Origin of the sequence: Pseudomonas sp. R25(2017) (genome assembly GCF_002112565.1) — a bacterium.
GTDB lineage: Bacteria > Pseudomonadota > Gammaproteobacteria > Pseudomonadales > Pseudomonadaceae > Aquipseudomonas > Aquipseudomonas ekonensis.
Genome location: NZ_NEHZ01000002.1, coordinates 244566 through 259926, shown reverse-complemented (window position 1 = coordinate 259926; position 15361 = coordinate 244566). Strand labels below are relative to the sequence as shown.

General features: G+C 64.1%; 18 protein-coding genes. 14 read left to right on the top strand and 4 right to left on the bottom strand.

The features are described from left to right. Positions 1-126: 126 nt before the first annotated feature. From CAG31_RS03660 to araH, 9 genes are all read left to right on the top strand, one after another. Positions 127-1095, top strand: coding sequence for a GTP 3',8-cyclase MoaA (locus CAG31_RS03660; RefSeq protein ID WP_085578110.1), 969 nt, complete (start codon positions 127-129; stop codon positions 1093-1095). Positions 1096-1203: 108 nt separating this feature from the next. Continuing rightward, positions 1204-1809, top strand: coding sequence for a DUF4823 domain-containing protein (locus tag CAG31_RS03655; protein WP_085578109.1), 606 nt, complete (start codon positions 1204-1206; stop codon positions 1807-1809). A 15-nt stretch (positions 1810-1824) separates the two neighbouring features. Next, a complete protein-coding gene (locus CAG31_RS03650) occupies positions 1825-2385 on the top strand; it encodes a DUF1285 domain-containing protein (protein WP_085578108.1) in 561 nt (186 codons plus the stop codon). 134 nt (positions 2386-2519) lie between these two features. After that, complete coding sequence (locus tag CAG31_RS03645; protein ID WP_085578107.1) at positions 2520-3236, top strand: FadR/GntR family transcriptional regulator; 717 nt, start codon at positions 2520-2522, stop codon at positions 3234-3236. Positions 3237-3351: 115 nt separating this feature from the next. After that, a complete protein-coding gene (locus CAG31_RS03640) occupies positions 3352-4239 on the top strand; it encodes an SMP-30/gluconolactonase/LRE family protein (RefSeq protein WP_085578106.1) in 888 nt (295 codons plus the stop codon). Between the two features lie 270 nt (positions 4240-4509). Continuing rightward, positions 4510-5328, top strand: coding sequence for an SDR family oxidoreductase (locus CAG31_RS03635; protein ID WP_085578105.1), 819 nt, complete (start codon positions 4510-4512; stop codon positions 5326-5328). 171 nt (positions 5329-5499) lie between these two features. Next, positions 5500-6504, top strand: coding sequence for a substrate-binding domain-containing protein (locus tag CAG31_RS03630; protein WP_085578104.1), 1005 nt, complete (start codon positions 5500-5502; stop codon positions 6502-6504). A 32-nt stretch (positions 6505-6536) separates the two neighbouring features. After that, positions 6537-8087 carry an L-arabinose ABC transporter ATP-binding protein AraG gene (araG, locus tag CAG31_RS03625; protein WP_085578103.1) on the top strand — a complete coding sequence of 517 codons (1551 nt, stop codon included), beginning with the start codon at positions 6537-6539 and terminating at the stop codon, positions 8085-8087. Between the two features lie 12 nt (positions 8088-8099). Beyond that, positions 8100-9068, top strand: a complete 969-nt coding sequence (gene araH / locus CAG31_RS03620) for an L-arabinose ABC transporter permease AraH (protein WP_085578286.1) — start codon at positions 8100-8102, stop codon at positions 9066-9068. Between the two features lie 208 nt (positions 9069-9276). Here the strand turns inward: araH and CAG31_RS03615 are convergent, their stop codons facing one another. The 4 genes from CAG31_RS03615 to CAG31_RS03600 all read right to left on the bottom strand — a co-directional run bounded on the left by CAG31_RS03615 (position 9277) and on the right by CAG31_RS03600 (position 12072). Beyond that, positions 9277-9684, bottom strand: coding sequence for a Rho termination factor N-terminal domain-containing protein (locus tag CAG31_RS03615; RefSeq protein ID WP_085578102.1), 408 nt, complete (start codon positions 9682-9684; stop codon positions 9277-9279). Between the two features lie 12 nt (positions 9685-9696). Then, positions 9697-10029: a hypothetical protein gene (locus CAG31_RS03610; RefSeq protein WP_085578101.1), complete on the bottom strand. Its 333-nt coding sequence runs from the start codon at positions 10027-10029 to the stop codon at positions 9697-9699. 82 nt (positions 10030-10111) lie between these two features. Beyond that, positions 10112-11308, bottom strand: a complete 1197-nt coding sequence (locus tag CAG31_RS03605; protein WP_085578100.1) for an MFS transporter — start codon at positions 11306-11308, stop codon at positions 10112-10114. A 110-nt stretch (positions 11309-11418) separates the two neighbouring features. Next, positions 11419-12072: an HD domain-containing protein gene (locus tag CAG31_RS03600; RefSeq protein WP_085578099.1), complete on the bottom strand. Its 654-nt coding sequence runs from the start codon at positions 12070-12072 to the stop codon at positions 11419-11421. A 168-nt stretch (positions 12073-12240) separates the two neighbouring features. Between CAG31_RS03600 and CAG31_RS03595 the strand changes: the two genes are divergently transcribed. The 5 genes from CAG31_RS03595 to CAG31_RS03575 all read left to right on the top strand — a co-directional run bounded on the left by CAG31_RS03595 (position 12241) and on the right by CAG31_RS03575 (position 15277). Then, the gene (locus CAG31_RS03595) at positions 12241-12720 is read left to right on the top strand and encodes a GNAT family N-acetyltransferase (protein WP_041475599.1); all 480 of its coding nucleotides are present in this window, start codon (positions 12241-12243) and stop codon (positions 12718-12720) included. Positions 12721-12879: 159 nt separating this feature from the next. Next, a complete protein-coding gene (locus CAG31_RS03590) occupies positions 12880-13542 on the top strand; it encodes a hypothetical protein (protein ID WP_085578098.1) in 663 nt (220 codons plus the stop codon). Further along, entirely contained in the window at positions 13539-14033 is a 495-nt protein-coding gene (locus CAG31_RS03585) for a PAAR domain-containing protein (protein ID WP_085578097.1), read from the top strand. Before CAG31_RS03590 ends, CAG31_RS03585 begins: the two co-directional genes overlap by 4 nt. Before the next feature lie 5 nt (positions 14034-14038). Next, positions 14039-14776, top strand: coding sequence for an alpha/beta hydrolase (locus CAG31_RS03580; RefSeq protein WP_085578096.1), 738 nt, complete (start codon positions 14039-14041; stop codon positions 14774-14776). Continuing rightward, positions 14777-15277 (top strand): hypothetical protein, encoded by a 501-nt coding sequence (locus CAG31_RS03575; protein WP_085578095.1) that lies wholly within the window; start codon positions 14777-14779, stop codon positions 15275-15277. It abuts the gene before it with no gap. The last annotated feature ends 84 nt before the right edge of the window (positions 15278-15361 follow it).

Genomic DNA, 15361 nt, shown 5'->3' with positions numbered 1-15361 from the left:
GCCTTATCGCGCCATGTTTTCGCTGCATGGCGCAGTACCACAGGAATATACTCAGGCATAGGGGTTGCTAAAACTTGATTTGTGAGTCAAGTTTTAGCCGCCCGATTTACTGTTGCCGGAGTGATCATGATCGTTGACCGTCAAGGCAGGCGTTTTCGCAATCTGCGGATCAGCCTGACCTCTGCCTGCAATTACGCCTGTACCTACTGCGTGCCGAACGGCAAGCGGCTGGTGGCTGCGCAGGATGAGCTGTCGGCCGAGGCCATGGCGCGCGGCGTGGCCTATCTGATCGAGGCGGCGGGCATCGAGCGTCTGCGCATCACCGGTGGCGAGCCGCTGGTCAGCCCCAAGCTCGAATCCTTCATGGGCGCCGTCGGCCAGATGGGGCTGGAGGACATCAGCCTCACCACCAACGGTCAGTTGCTGGCGAAAAAACTGCCGTTGCTGGTCGACGCCGGCCTGCGGCGGATCAACGTTTCCCTCGATACCCTGGACGCCGGTGCCTTTCGCAGCATCGCCCGTGGCGGCGACCTGGCCACGGTGCTCGACGGCATGGAGCAGGCCGCGGCGGCGGGCCTGAAGATCAAGGTCAACATGGTGCCGTTGCGCGGGCAGAACCTCGATCAGGTGATGCCGCTGCTCGACTACTGCCTGGCGCGGGGTTACGAGCTGCGCTTCATCGAGCTGATGCGCATGGGCCACCTGGCCAACGACACCAATGCCTTCCTGCAGCAGTTCGTCAGCCTGCAGCAGTTGCTCAGCCTGATCGGCGAGCATTACGAGTTCGCCCAGGCCGATGCGCCCATCGATGCCACCGCCGTGCGCTACGGGATTCCCGGCGTCGGTCATTTCGGCGTGATCGCCAATGAAAGCGTGCCGTTCTGCCGGACGTGCTCGCGGTTGCGCCTGTCTTCCACCGGTTGGCTGCATGGCTGCCTGTCGTCGAGCAACCGCCACTATGTCGGCGACCTGCTCGACAAGCCTCGCCATCAGGCGTTGCCGGCGTTGCAACGGTTGCTGGTCAAGGCGCTGGGGGACAAGCAGGAGGTGGCGTTCTCCGGCGGCGCGACGGTGATGAAGATCATCGGTGGCTGAGCCGGCCTCTTTGCGAGCTGTGAGACGCACCGGATGACCGAGCTGGCGCAAAAGCTGCATCCTACGGCCATTCGCCGGTTTTCCGTCACCGGCTTCTGGAGGATGAGGATGCGTAGCCTGGTTTTGCTGCTGGCCGTTCTGGCACTTGGTGGCTGTATGACTGTCAGCGATATGGCGGAGGGCACCCGCTATCAGATGAGCGACGCGGGCCTGCTGGATCACAGTGACAGCCGGCGCGTGAACAACCTGCGCATTCAGCCGGACTCGTTCATCTACATCGCCCAAGGGGCGTTCGCGCCGCCGGGCGGTTCTTACCCGCGCCCGAACGTGGTCGCCGAGGAAGCCTTCAAGGGCTTCGTCGAGTATTTCCCGATGGTGCGCCGCGCCCGTGCGCCGGAAGGCCTGGACCAGGCGATGGGCGAGGCCCGCGAGGCCGGCGCCCACTACCTGCTGTATACCCGTTTCGCCAAGGCCGACAACCGCATCGGCAACTCCGATGAATGGCTCGACGAGGAGGCGGTGGACCGCCTGGGCATCGACAGCGGTGTGATTCAGATCATGTTGATCGAGACCAGCACCCAGTATCTGATCGATACTGCACGGATCAAGAGCCGTGGCGGGTTGCTGACGTTCCACGACAACAAGCCGGAAGACCTGATCGGCCCGCCGCTTGCCCAATATGCGCGCAGCCTGCTGGGCGTGGCCGACCAATAACCAGAGGAATGCGCCATGAGCGGACCGCAAAAGGCCAATGACCTGCTGGGGCAGATCCCCAAGACCCAAGGCTTGCCCCCGGTGCACTTGTGGAATCCGGATTTCTGCGGCGATATCGACATGCGCATCGCCCGGGACGGCACCTGGTTCTACCTGGGCACGCCGATCGGGCGCAAGCCGATGATCAAACTGTTCTCCACCATCATCCGCCGCGACGGCGATGACTATTTCCTGATCACCCCGGTCGAGAAGGTCGGGATCAAGGTCGACGATGCGCCGTTCGTGGCGATTGCCGTCGAGGCGCAAGGCGTGGGCGAGGCGCAGGTCCTGCGTTTCACCACCAACGTCGACGAGACCGCCGAGGCCGGCGCGGAGCATCCGATCCGTGTGCAGACCGATCCGCTCACGCAAGAGCCTGCGCCGTATGTGCATGTGCGCAGCAACCTGGAAGCGCTGATCCACCGCAACGTGTTCTACCAACTGGTGGAACTGGCGGTCAGCCGCGAAATCGACGGCCTGCGCTGGCTCGGCGTGTGGAGCGGCGGCGAGTTCTTCCCCATCGGCCTGGAACCCTGATGTTCATGCATCATCTGCAGGAGCCAGTAGGCTGGCTCCTGCAGGTTTTTTGCGTGGGATCGAATAATCCGATTTGACTCCCAATCGTATGATGATTAGCGTGGGCACCCATCGCAAATGGCGTTGAGGTGTCCATGTCCAGCAGCTTTCATGCGTCAACGGTCGATTGGCTCGGCGGATGGATCGCGGCCGGCCATGTGCAGCCGGGGCAGGCCATCAAGGTCGAGGCCGATCTGGGCGAGCAGCTCGGCGTCAGCCGCACCGTCATCCGCGAAGCCATCAAGACCCTGGTCGCCAAAGGCATGCTTGAGGTCGGGCCGAAAGTCGGCACCCGGGTGTTGCCGGTGCGGCGCTGGAACCTGTTCGATCCGCAGGTGGTGGGCTGGCTGTCGCGCAACGGGCTGCCGGAGAATTTCGTCGACGACCTTCTGGACCTGCGCCGCACCATCGAGCCGATGGCGGTGCGCTGGGCCTGCGAGCGGGCCACGGCCGAACAGCTGCACGCCGTGCAACTGGCCTACAACGCGCTGGAACGGGCGGTGGACGGCGGCCTCGATTACAACCGCGCCGACCAGGCCTTTCACGAATGCATCCTCGCCGCGAGCCACAACCAGTTCATCGAACAGATGGTGCCGGCCCTCGGCGCGTTGCTGGCGGTGTCCTTCGAGGTGTCCGCCGCCGACCCCAATGAGCTGCGCCGCACGTTGCCGATCCACAAAGACATGGCCGACGCCATCGCCGCCCGTGACGCCGCGCGGGGCGTCTGGGCCTGCATGACGTTGATCGACGACGCGGATCTGGCGATCAAGCGTCATTACCCGCAGGTGATGGCCGACAGACAACAGGGCTGACCGCAGCGCAGCCCTTGTGGAAGCGAGCCCGCTTGCGACGGCGGATTCTCGGCCGACACAGAAGCGACTGACACACCGCCATCCCCAGCCAACACAGACGATCGAAGGAGGTTGCATGACGTGGACCGCAGTGACCCAGCACCGGGCGCACCTGGGCGAAGGCCCGTTCTGGGATGCGCCGACCCAGGCGCTGTATTGGGTGGACATCGCCGGCCGCCAGGCCTTGCGGCTGATCGGCCACAACGTGCAGATCTGGCAGATGCCGGAGCACGTGTCGGCGTTCATTCCCTGCGCCAGCGGCGATGCGCTGGTGACCCTGAGCAGCGGCGTGTACCGCCTGGACCTCGACTCGCCGGGCCTTGAGCCCAGGCTGACGCTGTTCTGCGTCGCCGACCCGCAGCCCGGCAACCGGCCCAACGAGGCCCGCTGCGATGCCTTGGGCCGGCTGTGGCTGGGCACCATGCAGAACAACATCGGCGAACAGGGCGAGGACTTGCCCATCGTGCGGCGCTCCGGCGGGCTGTTCCGCATCGATCCGGACAGGCGCGTCACGCCTCTGCTGCGCGGCCTGGGGATCCCCAATACGCTGCTGTGGCGCGACGGCGGCACCACGCTGCTGTTCGGCGACAGCCTCGACGGCACGCTGTACCGCTACTTCGTCCATACCGACGGCAACCTCGACACCGCCTACATCTGGTACGGCCCCGGCCAGCACCAGGGCAAGCACGGCGGGCCGGACGGCTCGGCGATGGACGTCGACGGCTACGTGTGGAACGCCCGCTGGGACGGCGGTTGCCTGCTGCGCCTGACCCCGGACGGCCAAGTGGACCGCCGGATCGAACTGCCGGTCAGCCGGCCGACCAGTTGCGTGTTCGGCGGCGAAGACATGAAAACCCTGTACATCACCAGTGCCAAGAGCCCGCGCAACCACCCGCTGGACGGCGCGGTGCTGTCGATGGGGGTGGATATCGCCGGCGTGGCTTGCACCCGCTTTGCTGGGTGACTCCCACAATATGGGATGCAAAATTATATATTGAGATTATTTGGCGGTCGGGTTTATAGTCGGCCCCAGCAGTGACACGCACTCACACTCAAAAAGAACAAAACAGGTGAAGTGATGCAGCCAATCTCCCTCGCACTCCCCAGTGGAGCCGGCGCTTCGGGCCGTTTCGGTGCCGTCGCGTCCATGCGCCTGTTTGTTCCAGAAGCCTTCCGTACCGGACATCGTCAGATGTCCGGTTTTTTTTGCGCTTTGAAACAGGAGTCCTGATCCATGGCTAAACCCCTTTCCCTGCCGCCGGTGCCTGAACCGCCGAAAGGCGAGCGCCTGAAGAACAAGGTCGTGCTGCTCACCGGTGCCGCCCAGGGCATCGGCGAGGCGATCGTCGCCGCGTTCGCTTCGCAGCAGGCCCGGCTCGTGATCAGCGATATCCAGGCCGAGAAAGTCGAGAAGGTCGCCGCCCATTGGCGCGGGCAGGGCGCCGACGTTCAGGCGGTCAGGGCTGACGTGTCCTCCCAGCAGGACCTGCACGCCATGGCCGAACTGGCCGTGGGCCTGCACGGGCGCATCGACGTATTGGTCAACTGCGCCGGCGTCAACGTGTTCCGCGACCCGCTGCAGATGACCGAAGAGGACTGGAAACGCTGCTTCGCCATCGACCTGGACGGCGCCTGGTACGGCTGCAAGGCTGTGCTGCCGCAGATGATCGAGCAGGGCGTCGGCAGCATCATCAACATCGCCTCGACCCATTCGACGAACATCATTCCCGGCTGCTTTCCGTACCCCGTGGCCAAGCACGGCCTGCTCGGACTGACCCGCGCCCTGGGCATCGAGTACGCGCCCAAGGGCATCCGGGTCAACGCCATCGCGCCGGGCTACATCGAAACCCAGCTCAACGTCGACTACTGGAACGGCTTCGACGACCCCCATGCCGAACGCCAGCGCGCCTTCGACCTGCACCCGCCGCGCCGCATCGGCCAGCCCATCGAGGTGGCGATGACGGCGGTGTTCCTGGCCAGCGACGAAGCGCCGTTCATCAACGCCTCGTGCATCACCATCGATGGCGGCCGTTCGGTGCTGTACCACGACTGACGCAATGGCGTTTGGGGCGGATCAGTCCGTCTGAAATTCAATCATCATACGATATGACTATTGTCGGTACGGAGGGAGGGCGGCTTCGCCGCTTGGCAGGCGCAAGCGCCCTCGCCGCCAAGACTTAACGCTTTCGAACAACGCTCAAGAAAAACAACAAGGAGTCTGCTCATGAAACGTCGTTACGGAATCCGCAATTTGTGCAGTGCCGCGCTGGCGACCGCTGCGTTCAGCCTCAGCGGCTCGCTGCTGGCCGCCGACCCGGTGAAGATCGGCTTTCTGGTCAAGCAGGCGGAAGAGCCCTGGTTCCAGACCGAATGGGCCTTCGCCGAAAAGGCCGCCAAGGACAAAGGCTTCGAGCTCATCAAGATCGCTGTGCCGGACGGCGAGAAAACCCTCTCGGCCATCGACAGCCTGGCCGCCAACGGCGCCCAAGGCTTTGTGATCTGCCCGCCGGATGTGTCCCTGGGCCCGGCGATCATGGCCAAGGCCAAGCTCAACGACCTGAAGGTGATCGCCGTGGACGACCGCTTCGTCGACGCCAGCGGCAAGTTCATGGAGGACGTGCCGTACCTGGGCATGGCCGCGTTCGAGGTGGGCCAGAAGCAGGGCGCCGCCATGGCCGCCGAAGCCAAGAAGCGCAACTGGGACTGGAAAGACACCTACGCGGTGATCAACACCTACAACGAGCTCGACACCGGCAAGAAGCGCACCGACGGTTCGGTCAAGGCGCTGGAGGATGCCGGCATGCCGAAGGCCAACATTCTGTTCTCGGCGCTCAAGACCCTCGATGTTCCGGGCAGCATGGACGCCACCAACTCGGCTCTGGTGAAGCTGCCGGGCGCGGCGAAGAACCTGATCATCGGCGGCATGAACGACAACACCGTGCTGGGCGGCGTGCGCGCCACCGAAGCGGCCGGGTTCGCGGCCGGCAATGTGATCGGCATCGGCATCAACGGCACCGACGCCATCGGTGAGCTGAAAAAGCCCGCCAGCGGCTTCCACGGTTCCATGCTGCCCAGCCCGCACATCGAGGGCTACAACACCGCGAGCATGATGTACGAGTGGGTCACCACCGGCAAAGAGCCGCCCAAGTACACCGCGATGGACGACGTCACCCTGATCACCCGCGACAACTTCAAGCAAGAGCTGGAAAAGATCGGCCTGTGGAACTGAAGACTGTCCGGACGGTGTGAAGAGGTGGCTTTATGCACGCGCAAGAACAGACACACGAACACGAACCGCCTTCTACCGGCGGCAGCCTGCGCTTCAACGGGATCGGCAAGACCTTTCCCGGCGTGAAGGCGCTGGACGGCATCAGCTTCGTCGCCCGGCCGGGGCAGGTGCACGCCCTGATGGGCGAGAACGGTGCCGGCAAATCGACGTTGCTGAAGATCCTCGGCGGCGCCTACCTGCCCAGCAGCGGCGAGCTGCAGATCGGCGAGCGGACGATGGCGTTCCGCTCCACCGCCGACAGCATCGCCAGCGGCGTGGCGGTGATCCACCAGGAGCTGCATCTGGTGCCGGAGATGACCGTGGCCGAGAACCTGTTTCTCGGTCACCTGCCGGCGCGCTTCGGCCTGGTGGACCGCGGCGCGTTGCGCCGTCAGGCCTTGGCCTGCCTCAAGGGCCTGGCCGATGAGATCGACCCGCAGACCAAGGTCGGACGCCTGTCCCTGGGCCAGCGGCAATTGGTGGAGATCGCCAAGGCGCTGTCCCGGGGCGCCCACGTGATTGCCTTCGACGAACCGACCAGCAGCCTCTCGGCCCGGGAAATCGAGCGTCTGATGGCGATCATCGGCCGCCTGCGCGACGAAGGCAAAGTGGTGCTGTACGTCTCCCACCGCATGGAGGAGGTGTTCCGCCTCTGCGACGCAGTGACGGTGTTCAAGGACGGCCGCTACGTGTGCACGTTCGAGGACATGAGCCAACTGACCCATGACCGGCTGGTGACCTGCATGGTCGGGCGCGACATCCAGGACATCTACGACTACCGCAGCCGGCCCCGGGGTGCGGTGGCGCTCAAGGTCGACGGCCTGCTCGGGCCGGGCCTGCGCGAACCGGTCAGCTTCGAGGCGCACAAGGGCGAAGTCCTCGGCCTGTTCGGGCTGGTCGGCGCGGGGCGCACGGAGCTGCTGCGCCTGCTCAGCGGCCTGTCGCGCAACAGCGCCGGCCGCCTGCTGCTGCGCGGCCATGAACTGAAGCTGCGCTCGCCCCGCGACGCCATCGCCGCCGGGATCCTGCTGTGCCCGGAGGACCGCAAGAAGGAAGGCATCATCCCGCTGGCCAGCGTCGCCGAGAACATCAACATCAGCGCCCGCGGCGCCCACTCCGGCCTCGGCTGCCTGCTGCGCGGGGGCTGGGAGCGGGGCAACGCCGACCAGCAGATCAAGGCGCTGAAGGTAAAGACGCCCCACGCCGGGCAGCCGATCAAGTTCCTCTCCGGCGGCAACCAGCAGAAGGCGATCCTCGGCCGCTGGCTGTCGATGCCGATGAAGGTGCTGCTGCTCGACGAGCCCACCCGCGGCATTGACATCGGCGCCAAGGCCGAGATCTACCAGATCATCCACGACCTGGCCGCCGGCGGCATTTCGGTGATTGTGGTGTCCAGCGACCTGATGGAAGTGATGGGCATTTCCGACCGCATCCTGGTGCTGTGCGAAGGCGCCGTGCGCGGCGAGGTCAGCCGCGACCAGGCCAACGAATCCAACCTGCTGCAACTGGCTCTGCCGCGCCAACGCGCCGGCGCGGCGAACTGAGAGGTGAACATGATGACGACTCAAAACGAAACCTTGCCGACGCCGCGCAAGCCCATGGACCTGCGGCGCTTTCTCGACGACTGGGTGATGCTGCTGGCGGCCGTCGGCATTTTCGTCGCCTGCACGCTGCTGATCGACAACTTCCTGTCGCCGCTGAACATGCGCGGGCTGGGGCTGGCGATCTCCACCACCGGGATCGCCGCCTGCACCATGCTGTATTGCCTGGCGTCGGGGCACTTCGACCTGTCGGTGGGCTCGGTGATCGCCTGTGCCGGCGTGGTGGCGGCGGTGGTGATGCGCGACACCGACAGCGTGCTGCTCGGCGTCGGCGCGGCGCTGGCGATGGGGCTGATCGTCGGGCTGATCAACGGGATCGTGATCGCCAAGCTTCGGGTCAATGCGCTGATCACCACGCTGGCGACCATGCAGATCGTCCGGGGCCTGGCCTACATCTTCGCCAACGGCAAAGCGGTGGGCGTGTCCCGGGAATCGTTCTTCGTGTTCGGCAACGGGCAGATGTTCGGCGTGCCGGTGCCCATCGTGATCACCGTGTTGTGCTTCCTGTTCTTCGGCTGGCTGCTCAACTGCACCACCTACGGACGCAACACCATGGCCATCGGCGGCAACCAGGAAGCGGCGCTGCTGGCGGGGGTGAACGTCGACCGCACCAAGATCATCATCTTCGCCGTGCACGGGGTGATCGGCGCGCTGGCCGGGGTCATCCTCGCCTCGCGCATGACCTCCGGCCAGCCGATGATCGGCCAGGGTTTCGAGCTGACGGTGATTTCCGCCTGCGTGCTGGGCGGGGTCTCGCTGAGCGGCGGGATCGGCATGATCCGGCACGTGATCGCCGGGGTGCTGATCCTGGCGATCATCGAGAACGCGATGAACCTGAAGAACATCGACACGTTCTACCAGTACGTGATCCGCGGCTCGATCCTGCTATTGGCGGTGGTCATCGACCGGCTCAAGCAGCGCTGACCGGCAGCGCCTGAACCGACGCCATCGCCAGCAGGCTGGCTCCCACCTCGTTTTGCGGTGAACGCAAACCCTGCATTCAGCCGAGAACCCTGTGGGAGCGGGCTTGCCCGCGATGGCGTCAGCCCAGGCACCGCGCAGTCGCAAAGGGTGGGAGCCAGCCTGCTGGCGATGGCGTAGGCCCAGGCACCTCAAGGTCCGCAGAAGAAACTCATCCCGCCTTGCGCAAGGCCTCGATCAGTTCCTGCTTGCGCAAGGCCTCGATCAGTTCCTGCTTGCGCATCGTGGAGCGGCCCGGAATGGCCTTTGCCCGCGCTTCTTTCCTCAGGCTCTCGACCGTTTGGGTGTTGCGCGAAGCCCGGCTGTCGCGCGGGTGGCCTTCACGGCTGGCGGCCGCCCGCCGCGCTGATTCCTCACGGTCCCTGGCCTTGGCCTGCGCCGGTTTCTTGCGGCCCGAGCCGCCGGCCTTCTCGCCGCCGCCGGACTGCTTGTTCACCGTCGCCCAGGCGCGGGCTTCGGCTTCGTCCTTCGGCACGCCTTTGTGTTCGTAGCTCTCTTCGATGTGCTGCGCCTTGCGCTTTTGCTCGGCGGTGTATTTGGCTTTGCTTCCACGGGGCATGGGGTGTTCCTCCTACGGGTTGCCGCTGCCGGAGCCCGGCAGGGCGTCGGGCGTCTTGCCGCTGCCAGGGGCGGGGTCGGCAGGCGGGACGGGATTGCCGGGTGTGCCACCCTGGCGCCCCGGATCGTTGCCCTGGGTGCGGGGGTCGATGCCGGTGGCCGGCGGCAGGGCGTTTTCCACGCCCGAACCATCGGTGTTCATGCCGGGGGCACTTTGGATGGCGGGCGCCTTGGGCCGCTCGACCGGATCGGTGGGGCCGGTGCCGGCGGCGGTGACCGTGGCGGCGAAGGCCGCCGGGCAGAGCGCGGCGGTGAGCAATAGGGCAGTCAGCCTTGACGCAATCATGGCGAGTCTCCAGTGATGGATGTCCTTACCTGTCGTTGGTCTGCTGCTGCCGCGCCGAGGTGCCCGGCCGATGACGAACGGTCTAGGCCGTTTGTGCCCAGCGCGCCCGTGACCGTCGCCACAGCAGGCGGGCGACGGTGATCAGCCAGTTCAGCGCCGCCACCGCCAGAACCGTCAGCAGCAGGGCCGGCATGCCCCGCTCGACGATAATCTTGCCCGCCAGCAGCGGAAAGCCGAACACGCCGATGAAGTACGCCAGGCTGAACAGCAGCAACGCCTGCGGCATGGTGCCCGGCGGCGCTTCGTTGGCCGCCAGGCCGTTGATCACCGAATAGGTGAGGCCGTAGCCGACGCCCAGCATCAGCGCCGCCAGCAGGTAAGCGGCGCCGCTGTGCACACCGAAGGCGAACAGCACGATCGAGCCCAGCATCAGCCCCGACAACAGGCACGACGCCCGCAGCGGATCGCGCTTGACCACCCACCCCGCGATCAGCAGGCGGCTGCTGATGGCCGCGCTCATGAAGCCGATGAAGAACAGCGAGTAATCCAGCGAGCGGCCGGCGGCGTAGCTGGTCTGGAAGCTCGACAGGCCGCCGAACACCGCGCCGCCCAGCCCGACCATGATGATCGGCAGCACCGCCCGGGAACCCAGCACCTGTGCCGTCGCGCGCCAGGAAATGCGCGCGGCCGATGTCGCCTGGCTGCCGTTGAGCCGTGCGCCGAGGCGCCAGAACAGCCCTGCGCCGATCAGGCTCGCCGCCGCCGCGAGGACGAACGCCGACGTCACTGGCCAATCCAGCGCGGTGGCCGCACGGCCGAGCAGCGGGCCGCTGCCGATCCCGGTCATCATGCTGCCGGACAGCAGGGCGAAATACTTCGCCCGTTGCGTCGGGCTCACCAGGCTGGCGACGATGATCGGCCCCAGCGTGTAGAACACCCCCCAGCCCAGCCCCAGCAGCAGGCCGAAAAACAGCAGCAGCGAACCGAACCCCGGCGTCAGCGCAAACCCCAGGCTCGCCGCCGCCAGCAGCAGGCCGAACAGCGCAATGGAGCGCGCCGCGCCCAGCCAGTCGGACAGGTGCCCGGACACCAGAACCGCCGCAAAGGTGCTGAGCATCGCCGCACTGATCACGCTTCCGGCGTCGTGTTCGTTGCCGCCGCGGGAACCGATCAGCAGCGACAGCAGAAACGTCGCGCCGTAGGACAGCGACAGCAGATAGCTGGCCAGGCAAAACAGGCCGAACAGCCTGCCCGGAACCTTGGGTGTTGCGTGAGGCATGACGCGTTTCCTTCAGCCGACAGAAATGAGCGTCCCCTATCTACCATGCCGGGCGGGCGGGTTAGGTCAAAGGTTGGTGGAGTCAGGATCGGCGCCGGGCGGAGTAACCGTCAGGCGATGCCGATCTCTTCCTTGAACTGCTCCATGAATTGCTTCAGGCGCTGATGGCGCAGTTGCGCGTGGCGCTGGCCGGCCACGGTGCGGAAACCGGCGGCCAGGTGCAGCAGCTTGGTCTGGAAGTGGTCGAGGCAGAAGCGGCGGTCGTCGTACTCCCGGTCTTTGGCTTCGGGGTCGAGCGGATCGTACAGCGCGCTGCCCATGCGCCCGGCGGTGTAGAAGGTGCGGGCGACGCCGAGCATGCCCAGCGAATCGAGCCGGTCGGCGTCCTGCAGGATCCTGGCCTCCAGCGTCAGCGGCTCGATGCCGGCGGAAAAGCTGTGGGCCTCGATGGCGTGACGCACGGCGTCGATCTCGGCTTGGGGCCACTCCAGCGTCGTCAAGACCGTTGCGGCCTTCGCCGCCGCCAGCCGCGATGCCTGCGAGCGCAGTGGCGAATTCTTCTCTACCGCCACGCAGTCGTGCAGCAGCACCGCCGCCAGCAGCACCGGCAGATCTCCGCCTTCCTCTGCCTGCAGGGCCCGCGCGTTGTGCCATACCCGCTGCAGGTGCGACAGGTCGTGGGCGCCGTCTTCCGAGGGTTCCAGGGCGTGGGGCAGCAGTTGGGCGGCGAGCGGGGCCAATGGGGAAAAGGCGAGGTTGTTCATGGGCGTTGTGTCCGGCATGCGAAGATCCTGTGGGCGCCAGCCTGCTGGCGATGGCGTCAGTCCAGGCGGCGCCTGGCTGGCCGGATAGGGTAGTGCGTGCATCGCCATGTGACGAGCGCTGCGCGCCGCCGTAGTATGGCGCTTTTCCATTTCCGACAAGGCCCGTCCATGACGATCGAAATCCGCCCGGCGACCCCCAGCGATGCACCGCAAATCCTCGCGTTCATCACGGAACTCGCCGATTTCGAAAAGGCCCGCCACGAAGTCATCGCCAGCGTCGCCGACATCGAGCGCAGCCTGTTCAGCGAAGGCGCCACCGCCCACGGCCTGATCTGCCTGCGCGACGGCCTGCCCATCGGGTTCGCGGTGTTCTTCTTCAGCTATTCGACCTGGCTCGGCAGCAACTGCCTGTACCTCGAAGACCTCTACATCACCCCGGAGCAGCGCGGCGGCGGTGCCGGCAAGACCCTGCTGCGCCACCTCGCCAAGATCGCCTGCGCCAACGACTGCGGCCGCTTCGAGTGGAGCGTGCTGGACTGGAACACCCCGGCCATCGAGTTCTACAAATCCCTCGGCGCCCAGCCGCAGGAAGAGTGGGTGCGCTACCGCATGGACGGCAAGGTGCTGCGGGAGTTTGCCGAGGGCTGAAAAAAGGCGGGCGATTCAGGGTTCGCCTGATTGTCCGCACGCTTCCCGTCCGGCATCCTGTGCGCCTTTTTTTGCGCGCTCACGGACGACACCTGCAATGCCTTCGGCACTCTTTCTCCACGCCCGTGGAGCCTTCGCTGCGTCAATGAGTGACCGGCGATGAGCGGACTACGGGCGTCCATGCGTCTGTACGGCCTGGTGAAAAACCTCGGCTCTACCGACAACCCCCGTCGGCAGGCGGTGGACATTCTCTGCACCGTCAACCGCACGGGCGGCAACGCCATCCGCGCCTTCGTGTCGCGCCTCGACGCCGAACTGATGGCGCGCAGCGCGGGGCTGGAGGGCTACCGCGTGATACCGCTGCGCACCTTCGACCCGAATGCGTTCATCGGCGCCCATTGCGGCTGGCTGATCCTTCACGTGTGCTGCGGCTTCACCGCCCCGGCCGGGCAAGCGATGCTGCATGAAGGCACGCTGTCGCCGATGGGCTGGTATGTCTACCTCGAAGCCGGGCGCTGGACGGAAGGGCACTACCTGGAGCTCGGCCCGCAAATGGCCGGACTGCTGCAAGACACTTACCGGTCGCACGGTTTGCGCCACTACAACGATTGGCTCAACGAACTCGACGACGCCACGCCAGCGGAGTTGGCCTGGCAGGCCGACCAAGCCTGGCAGCGCGCGCAGACCGTCATCGCCCACGACGGCCGAGGGCATCGCCACGGCTTGTTCGACCCCACCGACAACCGCTGGCGCTTCGCCGCGACCGACATTGATATCCATCAGCCTCACCCGGAACCCTTGAAGCAAGGAGCTTTGAATTGAGTGGAAAACCCGCCGCCCGCGTCTCAGACCCGACCGCGTGCCCTTTGCCTGGCCATGGCAACAACCCGATCGTCTCCGGTTCCCCTAACGTGTTCTTCGACGGCCTCCCGGCCGCGCGCATGACCGACAAATCCGCTTGCGGCAGCCCGATCACCGGCGGCGTCTCCGCCACCGTATTCATCAACGGCCTGAACGCCGCGACGCTCGACAGCACCGGAGGCCACGGCAATGTCGTGGTGGGCGGTTCCGGGACGGTGATCATCGGGCAGAGCGGGGGAGGGGCGGCGTTCAGTGGGTTGTTGCCGATGCCGGTGCACTTTACTGACAGGTTGCAGGTGGTGAGCGAAGCCACCGGAGAGCCGGTGCCATATCACCCCTACACGATTCAGCGGGGGGACGGCAGTGAGGAGCATGGAGTTACGGATGCCGCTGGGTTCACGCATACCGTCAGCTCGCATTTGGCTGAAACTATTAAGTTGTTTGTGGAGTGAGTGACGTGGCTGAGCAAGGTGCGGCGGTAACGGAAGGTCTGCCGAAGAGAGAGGCGGCTGATCACGCACTTACGGATCCGAAAGACACCAGTGTTAAAACTGTCGCGATTACCGTGAAGAAAATATTCATTTTTTTCGTTGGAGGCGCTGGAGATCAGGAGCGTTACTATGTAAGTGGGCCAAACTGGAATGTTAACTATGTTCGGGACTCGGTGTTGAGAGATGCTGAAATCCTGGGCTACGTTAACAGATGTCCCGTGCTTCCGTTGGCTTACAATAAATTTCTTACGGATGAGGATTTGGCGAAAAATATACTTTCTCATATCCCTGATATCTCTACTGCTGTCTATATTGTTGGACACAGCCTGGGAGGGTGGAACGGCGCTCATCTCTCAAGCGTGCTAACGGATAAAGGTTATAAGATCAGGATGTTGATTACTTTGGATCCCGTAGGGGAAGGGAAGATTGTTTACGGTATTTCAAAAATTTATAGGCAGATTCCCAAGCCTAAGGCAGAGTATTGGATTAATATTCGCGCTAAAAAAATTAAAGACCGAAATTTTTCCGATCGAGTTGCGGACTTCGGAGAGCAGTGGGAGGTTACTTCTGGTCCAGATGTGAATGGGACGGTAGATGTCAATCATGCATTCGCCAATGAAATGTTCGGGAAGCAACTTGAAGGTGGAAAATCCGCGCGCCAGATACTTGCTGAGTCAATTCTAAGTTACTTTAGGGAAAAATAAATGGCACGTGTTTTTGTTGTTCTGCTCACCTTCCTGTTGACTGCCTCGTGTACCTATAATCACGGGCGGCCTGCTGCTGTGCTGTACTATCAAAATGTTGAGATCACACCAAGTGGATTTGCTTTTTTGATGCGATTTACCAGCGATGCGGACCTCTTTTCATTAGTTGGCCCCTCAATCGGAGAGGGGCTGGTATGTGGATTGGAAGATGATCTTGATTTTTCAATCGGACACTATCTGAAACGCTCTGGTCGAGGCAGCGTTGAGTTTGTCAATGACTCTACTGGTGGTCATTACGAATCCAGGATCATGTTTCGAGAAAGTGGAGAAGCCCAAGGGGAGGAAGCGATTCTCAGCGGAGAGGCGCTGCGTGACATACTGGTCAAAAGACCGTTTATTGTTTGCGCTTTCAGGGCTCACGCCAGTTCCTACTCGACGTATTTTTCCAATGCTATGAATGTCCCCACCGCTGATCTGATACGGGCAATTGATGGCAGATAGCGTTCGTGATGATTGAGGCAGTTTGTAGGTATTGCCTCAATTGCGCCTTGGCCATTTGCTGGGCGAGATTTTCTTGTTTGTAGG